This is a genomic window from Aquabacterium sp. (genome assembly GCF_034003525.1).
Taxonomy (GTDB): domain Bacteria; phylum Pseudomonadota; class Gammaproteobacteria; order Burkholderiales; family Burkholderiaceae_C; genus Aquabacterium.
This window is the reverse complement of record NZ_JAVEYN010000005.1, coordinates 86,155-109,598: the sequence shown is the minus strand read 5'-3', so window position 1 is coordinate 109,598 and position 23,444 is coordinate 86,155. Positions and strand designations below refer to the sequence as shown.

Here is a 23,444-nt window from a genome sequence, read left to right as displayed (position 1 = left end):
CATGGCGGGCGATCAACCCAGGCGGTTGAATTGCTGTTGCACGCGCTCCAGCGTGGCACCAAAGTCGGCCATGCGTTGTATTTCTTGTTCGACCACGGCGGCCGGAGCGCGGGCCACGAAGCTTTCGTTGCCGAGCTTGGCCTGGGCTTTGGCAATCTCGCCTTCCAGGCGCTTGATCTCCTTGGTCAGGCGCTCCTTCTCGGCGGCCACGTCAATCTCGACGTGCAGGGCCAGACGCGCTTCGCCTTGAACGGCGACGGGAGCCAGGGCTGTGGCTTCGGCAAACGCCGCTTCGTCCAGCAACTTGACTTCGCTGAGCTTGCCCAGCGCCTTGAGCACCGGCGCAGCCTGCGCGATGAACTCGGCGTCGCCTGTGACCAGCAGCGGCATGCGTTCGGCCGGTGACAGGTTCATCTCGCTGCGCAGGTTGCGGGTGGTGCCGACGATGGCCTTGAGCTTGGCGACCCAGGCGTCGGACGCGGCGCAGACCTTGCTGAGGTCGGCTTGCGGGTAGGGCGCCACCACGATGGTGTCGTCCGAGTCGGTGGCCTTGCGACCAGCCACCGGGGCCACGACCTGCCACAGCTCTTCGGTGATGAAGGGGGTGATGGGGTGCAGCAGGCGCAGCACGGTTTCCAGCACGCGGATCAGGGTGCGACGGGTGGCGCGAGCCTGGGCCTCGTTGCTGCTGTCTTTGGCGGCGTTGAGCTGAGCCTTGGCGATTTCGATGTACCAGTCGCAGTACTCGTCCCACACGAACTGGTAGATGGCGTTAGCAACGTTGTCCAGGCGGAACTCGGTGAAGCCTTGTTCGACCGCGGCTTCCACGCGCTGCAGCTCGGACACGATCCAGCGGTCAGCCGGGCTGAAGTCCAGGTAGCCGGTGGCGGCGCACTGGCCGGGTTGCTTGTCGAGGTTCAGGCCGCAGTCCTGGCCTTCGGTGTTCATCAGCACAAACTTGGTGGCGTTCCAGAGCTTGTTGCAGAAGTTGCGGTAGCCCTCGCAGCGCTTGGAGTCGAAGTTGATGCTGCGGCCCAGGCTGGCGAGTGCGGCGAAGGTGAAACGCAGCGCGTCGGCGCCGTAGCCAGGGATGCCGTCCGGGAACTCCTTTTCGGTGTTCTTGCGGACCTTGGGCGCGGTCTCGGGCTTGCGCAGGCCGGTGGTGCGCTTGTCCAGAAGCGGGGCCAGCTCAATGCCGTCGATCAGGTCGACCGGGTCGAGCACGTTGCCTTCGGACTTGGACATCTTCTGGCCTTGGGCATCGCGCACCAGGCCGTGGATGTAGACGTGCTTGAAGGGCACCTTGCCGGTGAAGTGCTTGGTCATCATGATCATCCGGGCGACCCAGAAGAAGATGATGTCGTAGCCGGTGACCAGCACGGACGAGGGCAGGAACAGGTCCAATTCCTTGGTCTGCTCAGGCCAGCCCAGGGTGGAGAAGGGCACCAGCGCCGACGAGTACCAGGTGTCGAGCACGTCTTCGTCGCGGGTCAACTCGCCCTCGTAGCCGGCGGCCTTGGCGCGGGTGCGGGCTTCGTCTTCGTTGCGGGCGACGAAGATCTCACCGTTGCTGCCGTACCAGGCCGGGATCTGATGGCCCCACCACAGCTGGCGGCTGATGCACCAGTCCTGGATGTTCTTCATCCACTGGTTGTAGGTGTTGACCCAGTTCTCGGGCACGAACTTCACATCGCCCGACTCCACCGCTTCGATGGCTTGCTCGGCGATGGACTTGCCTTGTGCGCCGGGCTTGGTCATGGCGACGAACCACTGGTCGGTCAGCATGGGTTCGATGATCTGGCCGGTGCGGGCGCAGCGCGGCACCATCAGCTTGTGCTTCTTGACCTCGACCAGCAGGCCTTCGGCTTCCAGTTGGGCCACCAGGGCCTTGCGGGCCACGAAGCGGTCCAGGCCACGGTAGGCCTCGGGGATCTCTTCCAGGTGCGACACCACCTGCGCGTCGAGCGTGAAGATGGTGATCATCGGCAGGTTGTGACGCTGACCAACCTGATAGTCGTTCGTGTCGTGCGCGGGGGTGACCTTGACGACGCCGGTGCCGAAGTCCTTGTCGACGTGTTCGTCGGCGATCACGGGCACGAGACGGCCGGTGATGGGCAGCTTGGCCAGCTTGCCGATCAGGTGGGCGTAGCGCTCGTCTTCGGGGTGAACCATGACGGCGGTGTCGCCCAGCATGGTCTCGGGGCGGGTGGTGGCCACGACCAGGGTCTCATCGCTGCCATCGATCGGATAGCGGATGTGCCACATCGAGCCGTCTTCTTCCTCGCTTTCGACTTCGAGGTCGGAGACGGCGGACTTGAGGATCGGGTCCCAGCTGACCAGGCGCTTGCCGCGGTAGATCAGGCCTTCTTCGTAGAGCTTGACGAAGGTCTCGCTCACCACCTTGGACAGCTTGTCGTCCATGGTGAAGTATTCGTGCTCCCACGACACCGAGTCACCCATGCGGCGCATCTGCTGGGTGATGGTCGAGCCGCTTTGCTCTTTCCACTCCCAGATCTTGGCGACGAAGTTCTTGCGGCCCAGGTCGTGGCGGTTCTGGCCCTTTTCCTGCAACTGGCGCTCCACCACGATCTGCGTGGCGATGCCGGCGTGGTCGGTGCCGGGGATCCACAGGGTGTTGTGGCCCTTCATGCGGTGGTAGCGCGTCAACGAGTCCATGATGGTCTGGTTGAAGGCATGGCCCATGTGCAGCGTGCCAGTCACATTGGGCGGCGGCAGTTGGATGCAGAAGGACGGCTTGGACTCGTCGAGCGTGGGCTTGTACAGCCCGCGTTGTTCCCACTGGGGACCGTATTTGGCTTCAATGGGCGCGGGGTCGAAAGATTTGGCGAGTTCGGTCATGGTGTGGGTCGGCAGGGCGCACCGGTGTGGCGCAGCAGTCTCAGCAGCAACGTGTCATTTTAGGTGCAGGCGTGGGTGTTGCCTCGCTACCGCGTCAGCTCTTGTTTCATGATCTGGATCAGGTTTCTGGACATTTCAGATGATGGTGTCATCATGTGGACTTGGCGTGAGCGGGGGATGGTCATAGGATGGGCATGAGGCCCGTCCATGAACGCGACCGGCCCGAAGGCATGGAGGTGCGCATGTACGAACATTTGTTGGTGCCCGTTGATGGCAGCGAGTTGTGCGACAAGGCGATCGAGCACAGCATTGGCTTGGCCAAGATGCTGGGCGCATCGATCACAGGCTTCACGGCCGAGCCACCTTTGCCTGTGCTCGTGGTGGAGCAGGCCGCCGTCGCCTACGATGTGGAGACCTTTCAGGAGCATGAGAAGCGCTGCGAGGCCCATGCCCGCGAGATCTTGCTGGCCTTTGCCGAGAAGGCACGTCAGGCCGGGGTGGCCTTTGATGGCCAGTTCGTCATCACCGACAACGTGCAGCAGGCGATTGTCGATATGGCCGAGCAGCGGCACTGTGACCTGATCGTGATGGCCTCACATGGCCGTCATGGCTTGGATGCGCTCATTCACGGGTCCTTGACCAAGAGCGTGCTGGCCCATTCCCAGGTGCCGTTGTTGGTACTACATTGAACGTTTTTAACCCACAAGGAGCTGACCATGAGCGAACTGACCTCGATCCAGAAGGACAAGTTGATGAGCGATCTGAAGCTGGTGATGGCCGATGCAGAAGCCCTGCTGGCCGCCACGGCAGACGACGCCAATGGTGGCATCGCCGAGTTGCGCGCACGCGTGCAGGCTTCGCTGTCGCACGCCAAGGACGGCCTGATCGACGCCCAGGCGGCGGTGGTCGACAAGGCCAAGGCGGCGGCCAAGGCCACCGACGGTTATGTGCACGACAACCCCTGGAAGTCGGTGAGCGTCGCTGCGGGTGTGGGCTTGCTGGTGGGCATCCTGATCGGCCGTCGTTGATCGACGCGCTGTGATCCGGGCATGACCAATCCGTCCAACGGGCCCTCCTCGCAGGGCCGGGGGCTGGGTGCTTCGCTGCAGGGCTTGATGGCCACGGTGTTGGCCATCATCCACACGCGGTTGGAGTTGCTCGTCACCGAACTGGAAGAAGAGAAGCGGCGCCTTCTGGCCACGGTGGCCTGGGGTGCCGTGGGCGTTCTGGTGGGCTGCTTTGCGCTGGCCTTTGCCGCTGTGTTCATCACGGTGCTGTTCTGGGACAGCCATCGCCTCTTGGTGGTGGGCTTGATGACCTTGACCTTTGGGCTGATCAGCGCCTGGGCCATGCACCGGGTGAAAGTGCTGGTGCGTGAATCGGGGCAGATGCTGGCGGCGACCTTGGCCGAACTGGATGCCGACCGCCAGGCCTTGATGCCTGCCGCGCCCGCACCAGCTTCGGCCGACGAGGCGGAGCGCAAGCCATGAAAGGTGCCTCACCTGACGATTTGCGGCTGCGCAAGCTGATGTTGTTGCAGCGCAGTGCGGTCCAGCGCCAGATGCTGGCCATCCAGGCGCGCCAGCTCATGGCGCCGGCCGTGCGGGTGGCCGATCGCGTGAAGGCCGGCGGGCAGTGGGTGCGGGCGCATCCGGCCCTGGTGGCCGGGGCGGCGGCTTTGATGCTGGCCTGGCGGCCCAAGGCGGTCCTGGGCTTGGCGGCCCGGTCCTTGGGCCTGTGGTCAACCGTGCGGCGGGTGTTGCCGCTGGCGGTGCGACTGTGGGGACAGTGGCAGCAGCGCTCGACAAGGTCCTGAGTATTTCGCAGAGGAGTGTGTGCGATGCACATGACGTTCTATGGCGCGACCAACACGGTCACGGGTTCCCGCACGCTGGTCGAAGTGGCCGGCAAGCGCCTGCTGGTCGATTGCGGCCTGTTTCAGGGGTTCAAGACGCTGCGCGAGCGCAACTGGGCCGAACTGCCGTTTGACCCGCGCAGCCTGGATGCGGTGCTGCTGACGCATGCCCACATCGACCACAGCGGGGCTTTGCCCTTGCTGATGCGCCATGGTTTCAAGGGGCCGGTGTGGACCACGGCAGCCTCGGCTGACCTGTGCGAGATCCTGTTGATGGACACGGCCCATCTGCAGGAAGAGGAGGCGCGCTACCGCAACCGGCACAAGGCCACACGCCATGAGCCGGCGGAGCCTTTGTACACGGTGCGCGATGCACAACTGTGTCTGTCGCACCTCAAGCGCGTGCCGCAAGGCGGGGCGATCGAACTGGGGGACGAGGTGCAGGTGCGCTTCACGCGCGCCGGTCACATCCTCGGGGCCTCGAGTGTGCACATCGAGCACCGCGGCAAGTCGGTGCTGTTCTCGGGCGACCTGGGGCGCGACGATGACCTGGTCATGTATCCGCCAGAGACCGGGCAGAAGGCCGACTGGGTGGTGGTCGAATCCACCTATGGTGACCGCCTGCATCCGGACACCGATCCAATCGACAAGCTGGGGGACATCATCCGTCGCACTGCAGCGCGCGGTGGGGTGGTGCTGATTCCGGCGTTTGCGGTGGGGCGCTCGCAGGGTGTCATGTATGCCCTGTACCGGCTCAGGCAGGCGGGCGCGATCCCGGATATGCCGATTGTGCTGGACAGCCCGATGGCCATCTCGGCCACCGAGGTGTACGACCGTCACCCCGAAGAGCATCGCCTCAGCGCCGACGAGGTGCAGGGCATCCGCGACATGACACGCTTCGTGCGCACGGTCGACGAGTCCAAGGCACTGCTCAGACAGCGCTACCCGATGGTGATCATCGCAGGCAGTGGCATGGTGACGGGGGGGCGCATCTTGCACCACCTGGCGTACTACGGCCAGCATTCGCGCAACACGGTGGTGCTCAGCGGCTTCCAGGCCGGCGGCACGCGAGGGGCGTCTCTGGCAGCGGGTGCCACCTCGCTCAAGATGTTTGGCGAGTACGTGCCCATTCGGGCGGAAGTGGCGCAGATCGAGGGGCTGTCTGCCCATGGCGATCAGGCTGACTTGCTGCACTGGCTGGGCGCGCTGGGACAGGCGCCCAAGCAGGTCTTCGTCACGCATGGCGAGCCGCAGTCCGCCGACACCTTGCGTTTGCAGATCAAGGAAAAACTCGGCTGGAAGGCGCGGGTCCCCGATTACCGCGAGACGTTCAAGCTGGACGAGACTTGACCTGACGCAAGGCCCTGCCGGCGTCAGGCGACTACCTTCGGGTTCCTGTTTGTGATGGAACCTGACCATGTCTGCCAACCTTGCCGAGCCTCTTGCCTTGCCTTCTGCTTACATGGATGAGGCCTTGGCCGCCCAGTTGTTCGACAGCGGGCTGAAGCCCATGACCCTGGGCGGGCGGGAATTGCTCCCGATTGTGCAAGGCGGCATGGGCGTGGGCGTGTCGGCGCACCGCTTGGCGGGCACCGTGGCGGCCATGGGCGGCGTGGGCACCTTGTCGGCCGTGGATGCGCGCCGACACCACCCTGACTTGATGGCCCGCACCGAGGGTCTCTCCAGCCGCATCGGGCAGGACGAGGACACCCGTCGACAGGTGGACGCGGCCAACCGGGAAGCGGTGGCGCGCGAGATCCGCGCGGCGCGTGAGGCGTCTCAGGGACGCGGCCTGATTGCGATGAACGTGATGCGCGCGGTCAGCGATTACGCCGGCTATGTGACGGCCTCGCTGGAGGCTGGCGTCGATGCCGTCGTCGTGGGGGCCGGTTTGCCCCTGGACCTGCCGGATCTGGCACAGGACCACTCCGATGCGCTGCTGATTCCCATCCTGTCGGACGCGCGGGGCGTGCAACTCATCGTCAAGAAGTGGGAGCGCAAGAAGCGCTTGCCTGACGCCATCGTGATCGAGCACCCGCGCTTGGCGGGCGGGCATCTGGGTGCAGCCAAGATTGCCGACCTGAATGACCCTCGCTTTGATTTTGAACGGGTGATTCCCGATTCGCTGGCCTTCTTGCGCTCGGCCGGGATCGAGAAGGAAATCCCGCTGATCGCGGCGGGCGGCATCCGCTCGCATGCGGACATCCAGCGGGTGCAGACGCTGGGCGCTGCCGGGGTGCAACTGGGTACGCCGTTTGCGGTGACCGAGGAGGGTGATGCCCATCCCGAGTTCAAGCGCGTGCTGGCCGAAGCGCGTGACGAGGACATGGTCGAGTTCACCAGCGTGGCTGGCTTGCCGGCCCGTGCGGTGGGCACCCCCTGGCTCAAGGCCTATCTGAAGATCGAAGACCGTTTACAAGCGGTGGTGCACGCCAAGAATCGCTGCACCAAGGCCTTTGACTGCCTGGCGCAATGTGGTTTGCGCGATGGCCTGGCTGGCTGGGGCCAGTTCTGCATCGACAACCAGCTGGCAGCTGCCCTGCGCGGTGACCTGAAAAAGGGCCTGTTCTTCCGCGGGGTAGGCGAGCTGCCGTTTGGCTCGCAGATTCGCTCGGTGCGCGAATTGATGGAGCGGCTGCTCACCCGTTCGGTGGCCTTGCGCGCGGTCTGAGGACCGTAGGACGGCGAGTGAGCGGCGGGGCGCCTAAAATTCCCGGATGATTGAGCACAGCGCGACCTCCGGTTCGTTCCCCTCCGCGGCCCCTGGGGGCCATTCTCCTTTGCTGGCGGGCTTGAACCCGGAACAACTGGCGGCCGTCACGGCACCGCCGGGGCCCGCGCTGATCCTGGCGGGTGCCGGATCGGGCAAGACGCGGGTGCTGACCACGCGCATTGCCTGGCTGCTGCAAACGGGCCAAGCCTCTCCAGCCGGCATCATGGCGGTCACCTTCACCAACAAGGCCGCCAAGGAGATGCAGGCGCGTCTGTCGGCCATGCTGCCGGTGAACACGCGCGCCATGTGGATCGGCACCTTCCACGGTCTGTGCAACCGTTTTTTGCGGGCCCACGCCCAGTTGGCCGGTTTGCCGCAGGCCTTCCAGATTCTGGACACGCAAGATCAGCTGTCGGCCGTCAAGCGCATCATCAAGGCGCTCAAGTTCGACGAAGAAAAGTGCGTGCCCAAGCAGACCAGCTATTTCATCGCCAATGCGAAGGACGCAGGGCAGCGTCCGAAGGACTTGGCCCCACGTGACGAGCTGGGCCGCATGCAACTGGCCGTCTACCAGGCCTACGAAGACCAGTGCCAGCGCGAAGGCGTGGTGGACTTTGCCGAGCTGATGCTGCGCACCTACGAGATCATGCGCGACCACCCCGAGGTGCGCGAGCATTACCAGCGCCGCTTCAAGCACATCCTGGTCGACGAGTTTCAGGACACCAACCGCCTGCAGTACATGTGGTTGAAGATGTTCGCCGGCAACCCGGCTCTGACCGGCAACAGTGTGTTTGCCGTGGGCGACGACGACCAGAGCATCTATGCCTTCCGCGGTGCGCAGGTCAGCAACATGGCCGACTTCGAGCGCGAGTTCCGCGTCGAGAAGGTCATCAAGCTGGAGCAGAACTACCGCAGCCACGGCCACATCCTGGACGCGGCCAACACCCTGATCGCGCAAAACAGCCAGCGCCTGGGCAAGAACCTGCGCACGGACGAGGGCCTGGGCGAGCCCATCCGCATCTATGAGGCGGCCAGCGACTACGCCGAGGCGCAGTGGGTGGTGGACGAGGCGCGCCAGTTCAAGCGCGAGGGCCAGCCCTTGCACGAGGTGGCGGTGCTGTACCGCAGCAACGCGCAGTCGCGGGTGATCGAATCGGCGCTGTTCAATGCAGGCGTGCCTTACAAGGTGTACGGCGGCCTGCGCTTCTTCGAGCGTGCCGAAGTGAAGCACGCACTGGCCTATCTGCGTCTGATCGAGAACCCCAACGACGACACCAGCTTCTTGCGCGTGGTGAACTTCCCGGCGCGGGGCATTGGTGCCCGCAGCGTGGAGTTGGTGCAGGACGCCGCGCGCACCAGCGGTCGCAGCCTGTCGCAGAGTGTGACCGCCGTGCCGGGGAAGACCGGCGCCAACCTGCAGGGCTTTGTAGCGTTGGTGGACGCCATGCGCGAGGCCACACGCGGCCTGACGCTGCGCCAGATCATCGAGCATGTGCTCGACACCTCGGGCCTGCGCGACTTCTATCGCAACGAGAAGGACGGCCAAGATCGCTTGGAGAACCTGGACGAACTGGTCAACGCCGCCGAGGCTTTTGTGACGCAGGAAGGGTTCGGCAAGGACGCCGTGGCGCTGCCTGTGGACGAGCCGGTCGGCACCATTGCCACCGGCTTGCCCGCCGCGGTGGCCTCGGTGGACATGCTCCCCGACGCGGAAACCGGCGAGATCATCTCGCCGCTGCTGGCCTTCCTGACCCACGCCTCGCTGGAGGCCGGTGACAACCAGGCGCAGGCCGGGCAGGATGCCGTGCAGTTGATGACCATCCACGCCTCCAAGGGACTGGAGTTCAACAACGTGTTCCTGACCGGGCTGGAAGAGGGCCTGTTCCCGCACGAAAACTCGGCGACGTCGACCGAAGGGCTGGAGGAAGAGCGCCGCTTGATGTATGTGGCCATCACCCGGGCACGCCGTCGGCTGCACATCAGCTTCTGCCAGACCCGCATGCTGCACGGTCAGACCCGCTACAACATCAAGAGCCGTTTCCTGGATGAACTGCCGGAAAGCGCCCTGAAGTGGCTGACACCCCGCAACCAGGGCTTTGGTTCAGGCTTTGCCGCCTCGTACCAGGATGCCTGGAGCAGTGGCAAGGGGATGGGTTCGGTGGTGGGGGCGGGCGCACAGCCTTGGCGTGGCGGTGGCTCAGGCTCGGCGGGGGGCAGCCGCGGTGGCTATGGTGGCCAGGCTTACGGCGGTGGTCAGGGCGGCTATGGCAAGCGCGAGGAGTCCTTCAAGGACCTCACCGCACCGATTCCCAAGGCCATGGCGCAGGCCAAGTCCGAGGCGGGCTTCAAGGTGGGCCAGGCCGTGTTCCACAACAAGTTCGGTGAGGGCGTCATCCTCACGCTGGAAGGCAATGGCGCGGATGCCCGCGTGCAGGTCAATTTCGGGCGCCACGGCACCAAGTGGCTGATGCTGAGCGTGGCCAAGCTCACGCCCATCGAGTGATCGCCAGGGCCTCGTGCTGTCAGGCGCGCAGGCCGGGTCCCGATCGGGCAGGGCTCAGACCAGGCCGTTGCGGATCGCGTACACCGTGAGCTCGGAGTTGTTGGTCAGGCTCAGCTTTTCCAGCACCCGTGCCCGGTAGACGCTCACCGTTTTGGGGCTGAGCAGCAACTGCTCGGCAATGTCCGACAGGCGCTTGCCCGAGGCGATCATCACCAGGGTCTGCAGCTCGCGGTCGGACAGCTTCTGGTGTGCGTCTTCCTGTGTGGGCGTGGTCAGGTTGTCCACCAGCATCTGCGCCATCTCGGGCGTCACATACTTCTTGCCCTGGGCCACGGTGCGCACGGCGGCCACAATCTGAGCCGCATCGCTGCCCTTGTTCAGGTAGCCCGAGGCGCCAGCCTTCAGCGCCCGCATGGCGTACTGGTCTTCGGGGTACATCGACACCACCAGCACCCGCAGCGTGCTGCCTTCTTCCTTGAGCACGTGCAGCACGTCCAGGCCGCTGCGGCCGGGCAGGTTGATGTCGAGTACCAGCACGTCACAGGACTTGTCGCGCAGCAGGGCGCGCAACTCGCCGTAGTCGGCGGCTTCCCCCACCACCTCGATGTCCTCCGAGTCGGACAGGGTGTCGCGGATCCCGCGGCGGATCAGGGCATGGTCGTCGCAGAGTATGACTTTGATCATAGGTCGCCCCAGGCGGTGGGGTCGTCGTGGTCGTTGTCCATGATGCCAGTGTCGTCGGGCAAGCCGGTGAGCAAGGCGTCGATGAAGCCATTCTCAGGGCCGGACAGGGGCACCGACAGGATCAGGCTGGTGCCTTGCGGGTTGCTGCTGAGGTCCACCCAGCCGCCCACCGTTTCGGCGCGTTCATGCAGGCCCCGGATGCCGAAGGAGCGGGCCTTGGCTAGGTCGTCCGCGCTCAGTCCGCGACCGTTGTCGGTCACCTCGACCGACAACACGCCGCCCGCCTGGGTCAGATCTACGCTGACCTTGGTCGCCTGGGCGTGTTTGGACACGTTGGTGAGCGCCTCCTGGGCGAAGCGGTAAGCGACCAGCGGCACCCCCGAGGCCAGGTCCGGCTTCTCGTGGCTGGCCCGGAAGGTCGTTTCAATGCCGGTGCGCTTGGCAAAGCGGTCTGCCATCCATTGCAGGGCCGGCACCAGGCCTTGCTCCAGGATGGCCGGACGCAGGTTGTGCATGATGCGTTGGCTGGCGTCATGGGCGTGTCCGACGGACTCCAGGGCTTGGCGGGCACGCTCGGCAATCTCCGGAGTGGGCGCGTGGCGCGCGATCCACGCCAGGTCAAACTTGACAGCGGTCATCGCGCCGCCCACATCGTCGTGGATCTCGCGGGCGATGGCGGCGCGTTCTTGCTCGATGCTGGCCTGCAAGTGTTGCGCGAGCTCGCGCAACTGCTGGCGCGAGCGGCTCAGCGCCAAGTCGGCGCGCTGTTTGGCGATGCGCGTGCGATTGGCCTCGATGGCCAACATCGCCGCAGGCGCCAGGCGGGCCAGGTTGCTCTTGAGCAGGTAGTCGTTGGCGCCGTTGCGCATGGCCTGCACGGCAATGTCCTCGCCGATCTCGCCGGACACCAGGATGAAAGGCACCAGTTTGCCCAGCGCCCGCACCTTGTCCAGCGCGGCCAGCCCGGAGTAGCCCGGCAGGTTGTAGTCGCACAAGATCAGGTCCCAGTCCTCGAACAAGGCGTCGCTGAGCTCGGCCTCGGTGTCGATGCGGCGGATGTCCGCGTTGATGCCGCCACGCTGCAGATGGATGGCCACGAGGGCGTGATCGGCCTCGTTGTCTTCGATGTGCAACACCTTCAGGCGCAAAGGCGGCATGGACGGCACATCGCCAGCTGGGGCCGGGGGGGCGGGCGAGTGATCGGACACGGGCAAGCTTCCATTCCTGTATTTACGCCAAGTTTTACCGCGTCGACGTGGGCTTAAGTGGCGTTGTAACCGAAAAATTCTAACAACCGGCTCATGATGGAGCCTGTTCGGGTGTCAAGCGTCGGCACAATACACCGACAACCCATATATTGATCCGTTTGCCCTGTGTGCAAGTGCCCTCAACCTGCTTCCGTGGAGCCACGATGAGCTTCGACGATTCCGTCGCCAACCAGCCTGCAGCGATGCCCCTGCTGTTCGCGGCCGAGCTGCAGGATCACCTGATGATGGCCTCCACCGACTTGGAGCGCCTGCAGCGCCTGCTCGACGATGCCTGCCTGGCTCTGATCGACGGCTTCCACAGTTCTGCCGGGCAGCTGGCCGAGGTCATCGACCAGGGACATGAGATCACCCCGGAATTGCAGGAGGTGCGTGGCAAGCTGTTCAAGGCGGTCACGGCGCTGCAGTTTCAGGACATGGCCACCCAGTTGATCGCCCACACCAATCAGCGTCTGCGCAGCTGCGCCGACCAGATCGCCCGCGATGCACTGGGATCAGACGATCCGGACGGGGCGGCTGTGGTCGAAGACCTGCCTCTCAAGCCCAACCCGGTGACCCAGGACGAAATGGATGCAGGATCGGTGGAATTGTTCTGAAATTCCGCCCGATGAAATCCTGACCCCACTCGGACTGGTCATAAGATCTTTCAATTGCTGACAAAGCACTGTTCATTCAAGCACCGGAGAGCGACATGCACTCGATTCTTGCCGTCGACGATTCTGCGTCCATGCGTCAAATGGTTTCTTTCACCCTCAAGAGCGCGGGCTACAACGTCGTCGAAGCGGTGGACGGGCAGGATGCATGGGAGAAGGCCGGCGGTCGCAGCTTTGACCTGGTTCTGACCGACCAGAATATGCCCCGCATGGACGGCATCAGCCTGACCAAGAAACTGCGCGAGGACCCCCAGTTCAAGTCCACCCCCATCCTGATCCTGACCACAGAGTCCAGCGACCAGATGAAGCAGGCCGGCCGTGCCGCTGGCGCGACGGGCTGGTTGGTCAAACCCTTTGACCCCAATAAGCTGATCGAGGTCATCCAGAAGGTGATCCGCTGATCTTTGGGGTGCGCCCTCCAGCACGGCGCAGCGACGACATTCAGGAGCCTTCATGGCAGAGATGAGCACAGACAACAGCAGCGCTTCGGCAGGCATCGACCTCAGCCAGTTTTATCAGGTCTTTTTCGAAGAAGCCGGGGAAAACCTCGACAACATGGAGCAACTCCTGTTGAACGTGGATCTGGCCGCGGCGGACGACGAAGAGCTCAACGCCATCTTCCGCTGCGCCCACTCCATCAAGGGGGGGGCCGCCACCTTCGGTTTCAGCGATGTGGCCGAGTTGACCCATCAGATGGAGACCCTGCTCGACAAGTTGCGTCGCCATGAACTGGTGCCGACCTCGCCCATGGTCGATGTGCTGCTGCAGTCGGGCGATGCCCTGCGCGCCATGCTGGGCCGCCACCAGGGCTCGGGCGCCGACCCCTTCGATACCAGTGAGTTGCTGGTGAACATTCGGGCCATGGTGGCCGGTGAAGGTGCGCCGGCACCGGCTGCGGTGGCCCCGGCGCTGGTGGTAAAGGCGCCCGAACCCACGCCAGAGCCCGTCGCGGCGCCCGCTGCGGCCGCCCCCGCCAGCGGCCAGCGCACCGTGGAGCTGCGTGTCGGGCCGCTGTCGGATGCCAGCCAGGCGGACAACCTCATCGACCTGTTCAAGGAAATCACGGACCTGGGCACCATCGAGCCCTTGCCCGACGACCCGGCGCTGGCCGGCATCCGTCGCTTCAAGGTGGCGACCAGCACCTCCGAGGCCGACTTGCTGGACCTGTTTACCTTCCACGTCTCGCGCGAGCAGGTGGCCTTCCTGCCCTTCGGTGCCGCCGCACCGGTGGCCGATGCCGCTTACGGCTTCTTCGACGACGAGCCCGCCCCGATGCAGGCAGCGCCGGCGGCCCCGATGGCCGACAAGGCAGCGCCCGATGCGGGCTATGGCTTCTTTGACAACGCGCCCGGCGCACCGGAGCAGCCCACCACCCAGGTGGTCGCGGCGGCCCCGGCCCCGAAACCCAGTGCGCCCGCCCCGGCCAAGCCGGCGGCGCCCAAAGCCGATCGCCCGGCCGGTGGTCTGGAGGCCTCGACCATCCGCGTGTCGGTCGAGAAAGTCGACCAGCTCATCAACTTGGTCGGGGAACTCGTCATCACCCAGGCCATGCTGGCGCAAAACAGCCGTGGCCTGGACCCGGTGGTCTACCAGCAACTGGTGGCCGGCCTGACCGACCTGGATCGCAACACGCGCGACCTGCAAGAGGCCGTGATGTCGATCCGGATGATTCCGATGGCGACCGTGTTCAGCCGCTTCCCCCGCATGCTGCGCGATCTGGCCAACAAGCTGGGCAAGAAGGTCGAGCTGGTGACCCAGGGTGAGGCCACCGAGCTGGACAAGGGCCTGGTCGAGAAGATCACCGACCCGCTGACCCACCTGGTGCGCAACTCTTGCGACCACGGCATCGAAATGCCTGCCGAGCGACTGGCCAAGGGCAAGCCCGAAGAGGGCACCATCACCCTGGCAGCTTCGCACCAGGGCGGCTCCATCGTCATCGAAGTGCGCGACGACGGCAAAGGCCTGTCGCGTGAGAAACTGCTGAACAAGGCCCGCGAAAAGGGCCTGGACGCCCCCGATTCCTTGACCGACTCCGAAGTCTGGGCCCTGATCTTTGCCCCAGGCTTCTCGACGGCCGAGGAGGTCACCGACGTGTCGGGCCGTGGCGTGGGCATGGACGTGGTCAAGAAGAACATCACCTCGCTGGGCGGCACGGTCGAGATCGACTCGGCCGAAGGCTATGGCATGCGGGTGGCGGTGCGTCTGCCACTGACCCTGGCCATCATGGACGGCATGAGCGTGGGCGTGGGCGAGGAGGTCTACATCCTGCCGCTGTCGTCGGTGGTCGAGTCCTTCCAGGTCAGCCCCGAAATGATCAAGACCATTGGCGGCTCCGGTCGTGTGGTCGAGGTGCGGGATGAGTACATGCCCGTCATCGAGCTGGAAAAGGTGTTTGATGTGCCCCGCTTCGACTGGGAGCACAACAGCGGCATCATGGTGGTGGTCGAGGCAGAAGGGGGCCGTGTGGCCCTGCTGGTCGACGAGCTGCTGGGCCAGCAACAGGTGGTGGTGAAGAACCTCGAAACCAACTATCGCAAAGTCAACGACGTGTCGGGTGCGACGATCATGGGAGATGGCCGCGTGGCCCTGATCCTGGACGTGGGCAGCCTGGTGCGTCGCTCGCGCCACTGAGCGGCGTGTGCCTCATCTGAATTGGAGAATGTGTTCATGGGTAGCTTGAGCGTGGTCGAACAGCCGGACTCACAGGCCAATCTGGCGCGTGAGTACCTCACCTTCCGTCTGGGCGACGAAGAGTACGGCATCGACATCCTGAAAGTGCAGGAAATTCGTGGGTACGAGAACCCCACGCGCATTGCCAACGCGCCGCATTTTCTCAAAGGGGTGGTCAACCTGCGCGGCACCATCGTGCCCATCGTCGATTTGCGTCTGCGCTTTGGTTGCAGTTCGGCCGAGTACAACTCCTTCACAGTGACGATCGTGCTGCACATCGGGCAGCGCACCATCGGCACGGTGGTGGACTCGGTCAGCGACGTGGTGGAGATCCCGGCCGAGGCGATTCGTCCTTCGCCCGAGATGTCGTCGGCGATCGATGCCGCTTACATGCGCGGCCTGGCGCAGGTCGGCGAGCGCATGGTGATCTTGCTCGACATTGAAAGCATGCTGATGAGCCCGGACATGGGCTTGGTGGACTGAGCGTCAGTCAATGCATGACGTCATGAAAAAGGGCGCCTGCGGGCGCCCTTGGTGTTGGTGCATCGGATTAGGGGCGGTCGCGGCGCCCTGTGCCGTCAGGCCGCGTGGTCGCCGTCCTGGAAAGCGGCCACGACGGCCGCATCCAGTTCTGACAGCGGTACGGCCAGACGTTGCGCGGCATCGCTCACCTCGCGCTGTTTCGGCGCCCAGATCGGCGCCGGCCAGCGGGTATCCCAGTCATAGCGCGCGATCACGTGCCAGTGCAGGTGCGGCACCACATTGCCCAGCGAGGCCAGGTTGACTTTGGTCGGCTGCAGCACTTGGCGCAGCACGGTTTCCACCTTGGCCACGGCCTGCATCAGGTGGCTGCGGTCGGCGGGCGACAGATCGGTCCATTCCGCTACATGGGCATTCCAGATCACGCGGTAGAACGCCGGATGATCGGCATCCACCGCGCGGATCACACGGAACTTCTCCGTGCGCCACAACAGGATGCCGCCATCCTGCTCGCACAACTCACAGCCGGGTACCAAGGTGATGCTCATGACAACTCGGGTTTGGGATTAATGTTGAACGCACAGTGACTGCGGCGCGTCAGCCCGACCCAACGGACGCCGCAGATCCGGCTCAGTCGGTCTGCCGGCGTCCGCCCCCATGAGGGGGCGCCCGAAGCGCGTAGGGGGTGGGCCTGTCAGACCAAGACGCGTTCGATGCCGCCGTTGTTGGCCTTGGCCACGTACTCCGGCATCCAGTTCTCACCCAGGATCTGCTTGGCCATCTCGATGACGACATAGTCAGCCTCCAGCAGGCCGGTCTGGGCGTCATCGACGTAGCGGCTCAGCCCTTGCAGGCAGGCCGGGCAGGACGTCAGGATCTTGGCGTTGTCCTTGGCACCGATCAGACCTTGCTCGCGCAGCGCGGCTTCACCCTTGCGGATCTCCTCCTCCTTGCGGAAGCGCACTTGCGTGGAGATGTCCGGGCGGCTGACGGCCAGCGTACCGGCCTCACCGCAGCAACGCTCCGACTTGATCACGCCATCGCCCAGCAGGGCCTTGACGGTCTTCATCGGATCCTGCTGCTTCATCGGGCTGTGGCAGGGGTCGTGGAAGAGGTAGCCGCCGGCCTTGGGCAGGGTGATGCCCTTTTCCAGAAGGAACTCGTGGATGTCGATGATGCGGCAGCCCGGGAAGATCTTGTCGAACTGGTAGCCCTGCAATTGGTCGTAGCAGGTGCCGCAGGACACGACCACCGTCTTGATGTCCAGGTAGTTCAGCGTGTTGGCCACGCGGTGGAACAGCACCCGGTTGTCGGTGATCATCTTCTCGGCCACATCGAACTGGCCGGCGCCGCGTTGCGGGTAGCCGCAGCACAGGTAGCCCGGCGGCAGCACGGTCTGCACGCCGGCGTGCCACAGCATGGCCTGTGTTGCCAAGCCCACTTGCGAGAACAGGCGCTCCGAACCGCAACCCGGGAAGTAGAACACCGCCTCGGTGTCGGCCGTGGTGGCCTTGGGATTGCGGATGATGGGGACGTAGTCCTTGTCCTCGATGTCCAGCAGCGCACGCGCCGTCTTCTTGGGCAGACCACCGGGCATCTTCTTGTTGATGAAGTGGATGATCTGCTCTTTGATCGGCGCCGTGCCCACCGTGGCCGGGGGTGCGCTGGTCTGCTTGCGGGCGACGACCTTGAGCACCTCGTTGCCCAGGCGCTGCAGTGGCATGGCCACATCCACCAGGGCAGAACGGATCAGCTTGATGGTCTGCGGGTTGTTGCTGTTGAGCATGGCCATGCCGGCCGCGCCCGCAGGGCGGAAGCTCTTCTTGCCCAGCTTGACCAGCAGGTTGCGCATGTTCATCGACACGTCGCCGAAATCGATCTTGACCGGGCAGGGTGTCAGGCACTTGTGGCAGACCGTGCAGTGGTCGGCCACGTCCTCGAACTCTTCCCAGTGCTTGATCGACACGCCACGGCGCGTCTGCTCTTCGTACAGGAAGGCCTCGACCAGCAGCGAGGTGGCCAGGATCTTGTTGCGCGGGCTGTAGAGCAGGTTGGCGCGCGGCACGTGCGTCGAGCACACCGGCTTGCACTTGCCGCAGCGCAGGCAATCCTTGACGGAGGTGGCGATGTCGCCAATGTCCGACTGCTGCATGATCAGCGACTCGTGGCCCATCAGGCCGAACGAGGGCGTGTAAGCCTCGGTCAGGTCGGCGGCGTGCACGTCGTCGCCCAGGCGATGCAGGGCCTCGCCACGCAGCAGCTTGCCCTTGTTGAAGCGGCCTTCCGGGTCCACCTTCTGCTTGTAGGCGGTGAAGTTGGCCATCTCCTCGTCCGTGAGGAACTCCAGCTTGGTGATGCCGATGCCGTGCTCACCTGAGATCACGCCGTCCAGCGAGCGCGCCAGCTTCATGATGCGGCCCACGGCTTCGTGCGCCGTTTGCAGCATCTCGTAATTGTCGCTGTTGACGGGGATGTTGGTGTGCACGTTGCCGTCGCCGGCGTGCATGTGCAGGGCCACCCACACACGGCCACGCAGCACTTCCTTGTGGATGCGCTTGAGTTCGTCGAGGATGGGGCGCAGGGCACCGCCGTTGAACTCGTGGGCCAGCACGTCGCGGATCTCGCGCTTCCAGCCGGCACGGATCGTCCAGGTCTGCAGCAGGTTGAAGACGGTGTCCCCGGCTTCGGGCGTGTAGCTGCCGTTGCGATGCTGCTGGTAGCCATGGGCCACCAGCGCCTCATCGACCTCGGTGATCGGGGTGTCGATGTGCTCGGACAAGAAGGCCCAGCGGGCTCGCACGGTGGCCAGGTGGGCCTGCGCGGTGGCGATCTTCTCGGCCAGGGCTTCTTCGTTGGGCAGCTCTTCCGCGTCTTCGACCTTGCCCATGAACGAGGCAATGTGCTGGGTGCCGGTCTGGAAGAACGCGTCCAGCGCATCGACCAGGGCCAGCTTGTTGCGCAGGCTCAGCTCGATGTTGATGCGCTCGATGCCCAGGGTGTACTCGCCCATGCGCGGCAGCGGGATCACCACGTCTTCGTTCACCTTGAAGGCGTTGGTGTGCTTGGCGATGGCGGCGGTGCGCTTGCGGTCGGCCCAGAACTTCTTGCGGGCTTCGGCGCTGACGGCCACGAAGCCTTCACCCGAGCGGCCATTGGCCAGACGGATGACTTCGCTGGTGGCGCGGGCCACGCGGTCCTCGTCGTCACCGACGATGTCGCCGACCAGGATCATCTTGGGCAGGGTGCCGCGCTTGCTCTTGGTGGCATAGCCCACGGCGCGCAGGTAGCGGTCGTCGAGGTGCTCCAGGCCGGCCAGGATGGCGCCGCCCGGCTGCTTCATCTCTTCGAACATGAAGTCCTTGATCTCGACGATCGAGGGCACGCCTTCCTTGGGGTTGCCGAAGAACTCCAGGCACACGGTGCGGACGTGCTTGGGCATGCGGTGCACGACCCAGCGGGCGCTGGTGATCAGGCCGTCACAGCCTTCCTTCTGGATGCCGGGCAGGCCGGCGAGGAACTTGTCGGTGACGTCCTTGCCCAGGCCTTCCTTGCGGAAGATGCGGCCGGGGATGTCCAGACGCTCGGTGCGGATCGGGGTCTTGCCGTCGGCCTCGAAATAACGCAGCTCGAAGCTGGCGGTTTCAATGTCGTGGATCTTGCCGAGGTTGTGGTCCAGACGAACCACTTCCAGCCACTGCGCATCGGGCGTCACCATGCGCCAGGAGGCGAGGTTGTCCAACGCCGTGCCCCACAGCACAGCCTTCTTGCCGCCGGCGTTCATGGCGATGTTGCCGCCCACGCACGAGGCTTCTGCCGAGGTTGGGTCCACCGCGAACACAAAGCCTGCGCGTTCGGCCGCATCGGCCACGCGCTGCGTGACCACACCCGCGCCGGTCCAGACAGTGGCCACCGGCTGGGCCACGCCCGGCAGGTTCACCATCTCGACTTCGGTCATCTGTTCGAGCTTTTCGGTGTTAATCACCGCGCTCTTCCAGGTCAGCGGCACGGCGCCGCCGGTGTAGCCGGTCCCACCCCCGCGTGGGATGATGGTCAAGCCCAGCTCGACGCAGCCCTTGACCAGGGCGGCCATCTCTTCTTCGGTGTCCGGGGTCAGGACGACGAAGGGGTATTCCACGCGCCAGTCGGTGGCGTCGGTCACGTGCGAGACGCGGCTCAGGCCATCGAACTTGATGTTGTCGTGACGGGTGACTTTGCGCAGCACGCGCTGGGCGCGCTCACGCAGCTCGCCCATCTGGTCGAAGGCGCGGGCAAAACGGTCCACCGCGGCGCGGGCCATCTCCAGCACTTCGCCCACCAAGGCGTCGCGGGCGCTGTCGTTGCTGGGGGTGCGACGCTTGTCGACCTCTCCCAGGCGGTGGTGCAGCGCTTCAATCAGCTGGCCGCGGCGCTTGGGGTTGTCCAGCAGGTCGTCTTGCAGATAGGGGTTGCGCTGCACGACCCAGATGTCGCCCAGCACTTCGTACAGCATCCGGGCAGAGCGGCCCGTCAGGCGCTCGGTGCGCAGCTGGCTCAGGGCCTCCCAGGCGCGCTGGCCCAGCAGGCGCTGGACGATCTCGCGGTCCGAGAACGAGGTGTAGTTATAGGGAATCTCGCGCAGGCGTGGCTGGCCGTCCGTGTGGGCGTCGGCAGCCTGGGCGATCATGTGGGTCAACTCGGTGGGTGCGTTCATGAGGTCGCCAGACGCGAAGGGCCGGATTTCGGAAATGCGCAAGGCACCTGGGGGCAATGAATCACTCCCAGGCGCTGCTGTGGGGAGGGTTTTCGCGCCTGAGTCGAGATGTTAACGCAGCGGGTCATGCCCTTAGTCAGAAAAGGGCGCTTAGTACGGTCTTATGGCGGCGTTTGGGTGCGTTTGAAGTCGTTATGCTGGCAGCACTGACACCTTGATGACTTTCTGTCGAGTCGAACATGCACGCTGTTGCTCCGAATGCCACCTGGCCTTATCCCTGCTGGATCGCCCACCGAGGTGCGGGTGAACTGGCCCCCGAGAACACCATGGCCGCATTCCGCTTGGGCGCCGAGCATGGGTTTGCCATGTTCGAGTGCGATGTGAAGCTCAGCGCCGACGGCGAGCCGTTTCTGCTGCACGACACCGACCTGAATCGCACGACCAACGGGCAGGGCGAGGCGGGATTGTTGAATTGGGACGCCTTGTCCCGCCTGGATGCTGGCAGCTGGCATGGCCGCCCATATGCGGGGGAGCCGTTGCTGCGTCTGGAGGCCTTGGCCCGCTGGCTGCAGGCCTTGGGCATGATGGTCAATCTGGAGATCAAGCCGACGCCGGGCGATGAGGTGCGCACCGGCCGGGTCGTGGCCCAGCATGTGGCGCGTCTGTGGGCGCAGGCCCACGTCAAGCCACTGCTCAGCTCGTTCAGCACGGCGGCGCTGGAGGCTGCGCGCCAGACCCAGCCCGATCTGCCTCGGGCAATGTTGCTCGATGAGTGGGCCGACGACGGAATCAAGACTGCCTCGCGGCTGGGCTGCCTGGCGCTGGTGGTGAACCACACGCATCTGAATGCCGAGCGCATCGCCGCCATCCATGAGGCGGGCATGAAGGCCCTGAGCTACACCGTCAACCAGGCCTCGCGCGCCAGCATGTTGTGGCGCGCCGGGCTCGACGGACTGATCACCGACCGGGTGGACGTGTTCGAACCACAGGCGCGTCTGGGGGCGAATCCGGCCCGCCTGATGGTGGAGGCCGAGGCCTTGATGGCCTGATGTTGGCTTCCGCTTACGCCCGTGAGGTCTGAAGCACCCATTTCGAGGGTGTGGCGGGTGGGTCGGCTGTTCCGAATTAAAATACAAAATTACAAAGCGAAACCTAAAGAGGTCTTGCGTTAACGTTGTCTCGGTGGTGAACCGGATGAGCTTGAGAGCTGTCGGCTCCTGTTGAGTGGCGTGTGAAGTGCGAATTGGTGATTCTGGAATGGGCTGCGTATGCCGACGGTTTGGTCACTCGGGACGAGTGGCTGGCGTGGGCACGCGGTCCGGCGCAGTTGCCGGCTGAGCACGTTCAGCAGGTGCCGGCGCTGTCGGACATGCCGGCCATGATGCGCCGTCGGGTCGACCGATTGGGGCGTCTGGCCTGCCAGGTGGCGTACTGGTGCCAGCAGGTCGCCGGCGATGTGCCGCTGGTTTTTGCGTCGCGCTACGGCGATGCCCACCGTTCGCTCCAGCTTCTGGGTGACCTGGTTCAGCAGCAGCCACTGTCGCCAACGGGCTTTGCGCTGTCGGTGCATAACGCCGTGGCTGCCTTGTATTCCATTGCGCGCGGTGACACACGCAATGCGGTGGTGGTGGCCGGCGGGCGCGCCACGGTGACAGCGGCGTTGGTCGAAGCGGCGGCACTGATTGCCGACGGTGAGCCTGAGGTGCTGGTGGTGTGCTACGAAGCCCCTCTGCCTGAGCACTACGCGCACTTTCAGGATGAGCACAACTGCGAGTTTGCCTGGGCGTGGCGCGTGACAGGGGCGCACCGTGGCAGCGAGGGCGTCACTGTGCTGCTTCAGCTCGGTGAAGAGACTACCGATGCGGCGCCGTTGCCCCTCATGGGGCGGCCTGAAGGCCTGGCGGTCCTGCGGCAGGTGCTCCAGCAAATCGGGAAGGTGGGGGGCGACCAGGTGCTGGTTCGTCATGAGCGACCCGGTGTGTGTGCACGCTGGAGTGCCCATGCTTGATCGCCTGGGCTGGTGTTGGCGCCTGCTCGCCACTGGGCTGTGTTTCGCCAGTTTTGGGTTGGGCGGCTTGCTCTTGTGGGCGCTGGTGTTCCCGGCTGTGTGGTTGCTGATCCGAGAGCCTGCGCGGCGTGCGCGTGTGTCGCGGCGGATCATCCACCTGACCTTCCGCTGTTTTGTCGGGCTGATGCGTGGGCTAGGTGTGTTGACCTATGAGGTGCATGGCCTGGAAAGGCTGAATCGCCCTGGTTTGCTCATTTTGGCCAATCACCCCTCGCTCATCGATGTGGTGTTTCTGATCTCATTCACGCCCTTGGCGGACTGCGTGGTCAAGGCGGCCTTGCTGCACAATCCCTTCACTCGCGGGCCAGTGCTGGCGGCGGGGTTCATTTTCAACAATGCCGGACCGCCGATGTTGAGCGATTGCATCGCTTCGGTGCAGTCGGGCAGTCACCTCATCATCTTTCCGGAGGGCACGCGCTCGACCCCCGGAGCGCCGCTGGCCTTGCAGCGTGGCGCAGCGAATGTGGCAGTCCGAGGCCGCATCCCGATCACGCCGGTCGTGATCACCTGCGACCCATCGACGCTGACCAAGGGCGAGCCATGGTGGCGTGTACCCCCCAAGCGGCCGCATTTCTGTTTGGTGGTGCGCGAAGACCTGCCGACCGACAAGCTGATCGAGGGCTGTACCAGCGATGCGCTGGCGGCTCGCCGATTGACCGATTACCTGAGCGATTACTTCACATCGGAGACCCGCCGTGACTGTTGACATGGATACCCAAACGCTGGAACAGGAGATCAAGGAGCTGATCATCAGCTCCCTGGCACTGGAAGACATCGCTCCCGAGGAGATCAACCCCACCGAGCCTTTGTTTGTCAAAGGCCTGGGGCTGGACTCCATCGACGCGCTGGAACTAGGGCTGGCCCTGCAGCGCAAATATGGGGTGTCCGTGTCGTCCGACTCGGAAGAAACCCGTCGCCACTTCGGGAGCGTGCGTGCGCTGGCTGCGTTCGTGACGGCCCAGCGTGCGCGTTGATGCACGCTTGTGAAATCTTGCGGAATGCCT

The 23,444-nt window shown here is 64.7% G+C and carries 20 protein-coding genes; 15 read left to right on the top strand and 5 right to left on the bottom strand.

Annotated elements, in window-relative coordinates; translation table 11 throughout:
* Positions 1-12: 12 nt before the first annotated feature.
* Complete coding sequence (locus RBT42_RS04895; RefSeq protein WP_320362747.1) at positions 13-2,859, bottom strand: valine--tRNA ligase; 2,847 nt, start codon at positions 2,857-2,859, stop codon at positions 13-15.
* A 194-nt stretch (positions 2,860-3,053) separates the two neighbouring features.
* Between RBT42_RS04895 and RBT42_RS04890 the strand changes: the two genes are divergently transcribed.
* From RBT42_RS04890 to RBT42_RS04860, 7 genes are all read left to right on the top strand, one after another.
* Positions 3,054-3,548, top strand: coding sequence for a universal stress protein (locus tag RBT42_RS04890; protein WP_320362746.1), 495 nt, complete (start codon positions 3,054-3,056; stop codon positions 3,546-3,548).
* Positions 3,549-3,575: 27 nt separating this feature from the next.
* Positions 3,576-3,887 carry a DUF883 family protein gene (locus RBT42_RS04885; RefSeq protein WP_413785850.1) on the top strand — a complete coding sequence of 104 codons (312 nt, stop codon included), beginning with the start codon at positions 3,576-3,578 and terminating at the stop codon, positions 3,885-3,887.
* Positions 3,888-3,908: 21 nt separating this feature from the next.
* The gene (locus tag RBT42_RS04880) at positions 3,909-4,349 is read left to right on the top strand and encodes a phage holin family protein (protein WP_320362745.1); all 441 of its coding nucleotides are present in this window, start codon (positions 3,909-3,911) and stop codon (positions 4,347-4,349) included.
* Positions 4,346-4,675 (top strand): YqjK family protein, encoded by a 330-nt coding sequence (locus tag RBT42_RS04875; protein ID WP_320362744.1) that lies wholly within the window; start codon positions 4,346-4,348, stop codon positions 4,673-4,675. Before RBT42_RS04880 ends, RBT42_RS04875 begins: the two co-directional genes overlap by 4 nt.
* 24 nt (positions 4,676-4,699) lie before the next feature.
* Positions 4,700-6,064, top strand: a complete 1,365-nt coding sequence (locus RBT42_RS04870) for an MBL fold metallo-hydrolase (protein ID WP_320362743.1) — start codon at positions 4,700-4,702, stop codon at positions 6,062-6,064.
* A gap of 67 nt (positions 6,065-6,131) precedes the next feature.
* Complete coding sequence (locus RBT42_RS04865) at positions 6,132-7,385, top strand: NAD(P)H-dependent flavin oxidoreductase (protein ID WP_413785849.1); 1,254 nt, start codon at positions 6,132-6,134, stop codon at positions 7,383-7,385.
* A 46-nt stretch (positions 7,386-7,431) separates the two neighbouring features.
* Positions 7,432-9,930: a UvrD-helicase domain-containing protein gene (locus RBT42_RS04860; protein WP_320362742.1), complete on the top strand. Its 2,499-nt coding sequence runs from the start codon at positions 7,432-7,434 to the stop codon at positions 9,928-9,930.
* A 54-nt stretch (positions 9,931-9,984) separates the two neighbouring features.
* On the opposite strand, the gene RBT42_RS04855 is transcribed toward RBT42_RS04860, so the two are convergent.
* Positions 9,985-10,614 carry a response regulator transcription factor gene (locus RBT42_RS04855; protein ID WP_320362741.1) on the bottom strand — a complete coding sequence of 210 codons (630 nt, stop codon included), beginning with the start codon at positions 10,612-10,614 and terminating at the stop codon, positions 9,985-9,987.
* Positions 10,611-11,771, bottom strand: a complete 1,161-nt coding sequence (locus RBT42_RS04850) for a sensor histidine kinase (RefSeq protein WP_320362740.1) — start codon at positions 11,769-11,771, stop codon at positions 10,611-10,613. Before RBT42_RS04850 ends, RBT42_RS04855 begins: the two co-directional genes overlap by 4 nt.
* A gap of 254 nt (positions 11,772-12,025) precedes the next feature.
* On the opposite strand from RBT42_RS04850, the gene RBT42_RS04845 reads away from it, so the two are divergent.
* The 4 genes from RBT42_RS04845 to RBT42_RS04830 all read left to right on the top strand — a co-directional run bounded on the left by RBT42_RS04845 (position 12,026) and on the right by RBT42_RS04830 (position 15,685).
* Entirely contained in the window at positions 12,026-12,475 is a 450-nt protein-coding gene (locus RBT42_RS04845; protein ID WP_320362739.1) for a hypothetical protein, read from the top strand.
* Between the two features lie 95 nt (positions 12,476-12,570).
* On the top strand, positions 12,571-12,933 hold the full coding sequence (locus RBT42_RS04840) for a response regulator (protein WP_320362738.1): 363 nt from the start codon (positions 12,571-12,573) through the stop codon (positions 12,931-12,933).
* 52 nt (positions 12,934-12,985) lie between these two features.
* Positions 12,986-15,163 carry a chemotaxis protein CheA gene (locus tag RBT42_RS04835; RefSeq protein ID WP_320362737.1) on the top strand — a complete coding sequence of 726 codons (2,178 nt, stop codon included), beginning with the start codon at positions 12,986-12,988 and terminating at the stop codon, positions 15,161-15,163.
* Positions 15,164-15,208: 45 nt separating this feature from the next.
* Entirely contained in the window at positions 15,209-15,685 is a 477-nt protein-coding gene (locus RBT42_RS04830; RefSeq protein WP_413785852.1) for a chemotaxis protein CheW, read from the top strand.
* Positions 15,686-15,780: 95 nt separating this feature from the next.
* On the opposite strand, the gene RBT42_RS04825 is transcribed toward RBT42_RS04830, so the two are convergent.
* Complete coding sequence (locus RBT42_RS04825) at positions 15,781-16,230, bottom strand: HIT family protein (RefSeq protein ID WP_320362735.1); 450 nt, start codon at positions 16,228-16,230, stop codon at positions 15,781-15,783.
* A gap of 146 nt (positions 16,231-16,376) precedes the next feature.
* The gene (locus RBT42_RS04820) at positions 16,377-20,372 is read right to left on the bottom strand and encodes an FAD/FMN-binding oxidoreductase (RefSeq protein ID WP_320362734.1); all 3,996 of its coding nucleotides are present in this window, start codon (positions 20,370-20,372) and stop codon (positions 16,377-16,379) included.
* Between the two features lie 239 nt (positions 20,373-20,611).
* Here RBT42_RS04820 and ugpQ point away from each other — a divergent pair, with 239 nt between their 5' ends.
* The 4 genes from ugpQ (at position 20,612) to RBT42_RS04800 (ending at position 23,414) form a co-directional block, all read left to right on the top strand.
* Positions 20,612-21,421 (top strand): glycerophosphodiester phosphodiesterase, encoded by an 810-nt coding sequence (gene ugpQ, locus RBT42_RS04815; protein ID WP_320362733.1) that lies wholly within the window; start codon positions 20,612-20,614, stop codon positions 21,419-21,421.
* A 182-nt stretch (positions 21,422-21,603) separates the two neighbouring features.
* Complete coding sequence (locus RBT42_RS04810; protein WP_320362732.1) at positions 21,604-22,380, top strand: beta-ketoacyl synthase chain length factor; 777 nt, start codon at positions 21,604-21,606, stop codon at positions 22,378-22,380.
* Entirely contained in the window at positions 22,373-23,146 is a 774-nt protein-coding gene (locus RBT42_RS04805; protein WP_320362731.1) for a 1-acyl-sn-glycerol-3-phosphate acyltransferase, read from the top strand. The genes RBT42_RS04810 and RBT42_RS04805 overlap by 8 nt, the downstream gene beginning before the upstream one ends.
* Position 23,147: 1 nt before the next feature.
* Positions 23,148-23,414: a phosphopantetheine-binding protein gene (locus RBT42_RS04800; protein WP_320362730.1), complete on the top strand. Its 267-nt coding sequence runs from the start codon at positions 23,148-23,150 to the stop codon at positions 23,412-23,414.
* Positions 23,415-23,444: the final 30 nt, after the last annotated feature.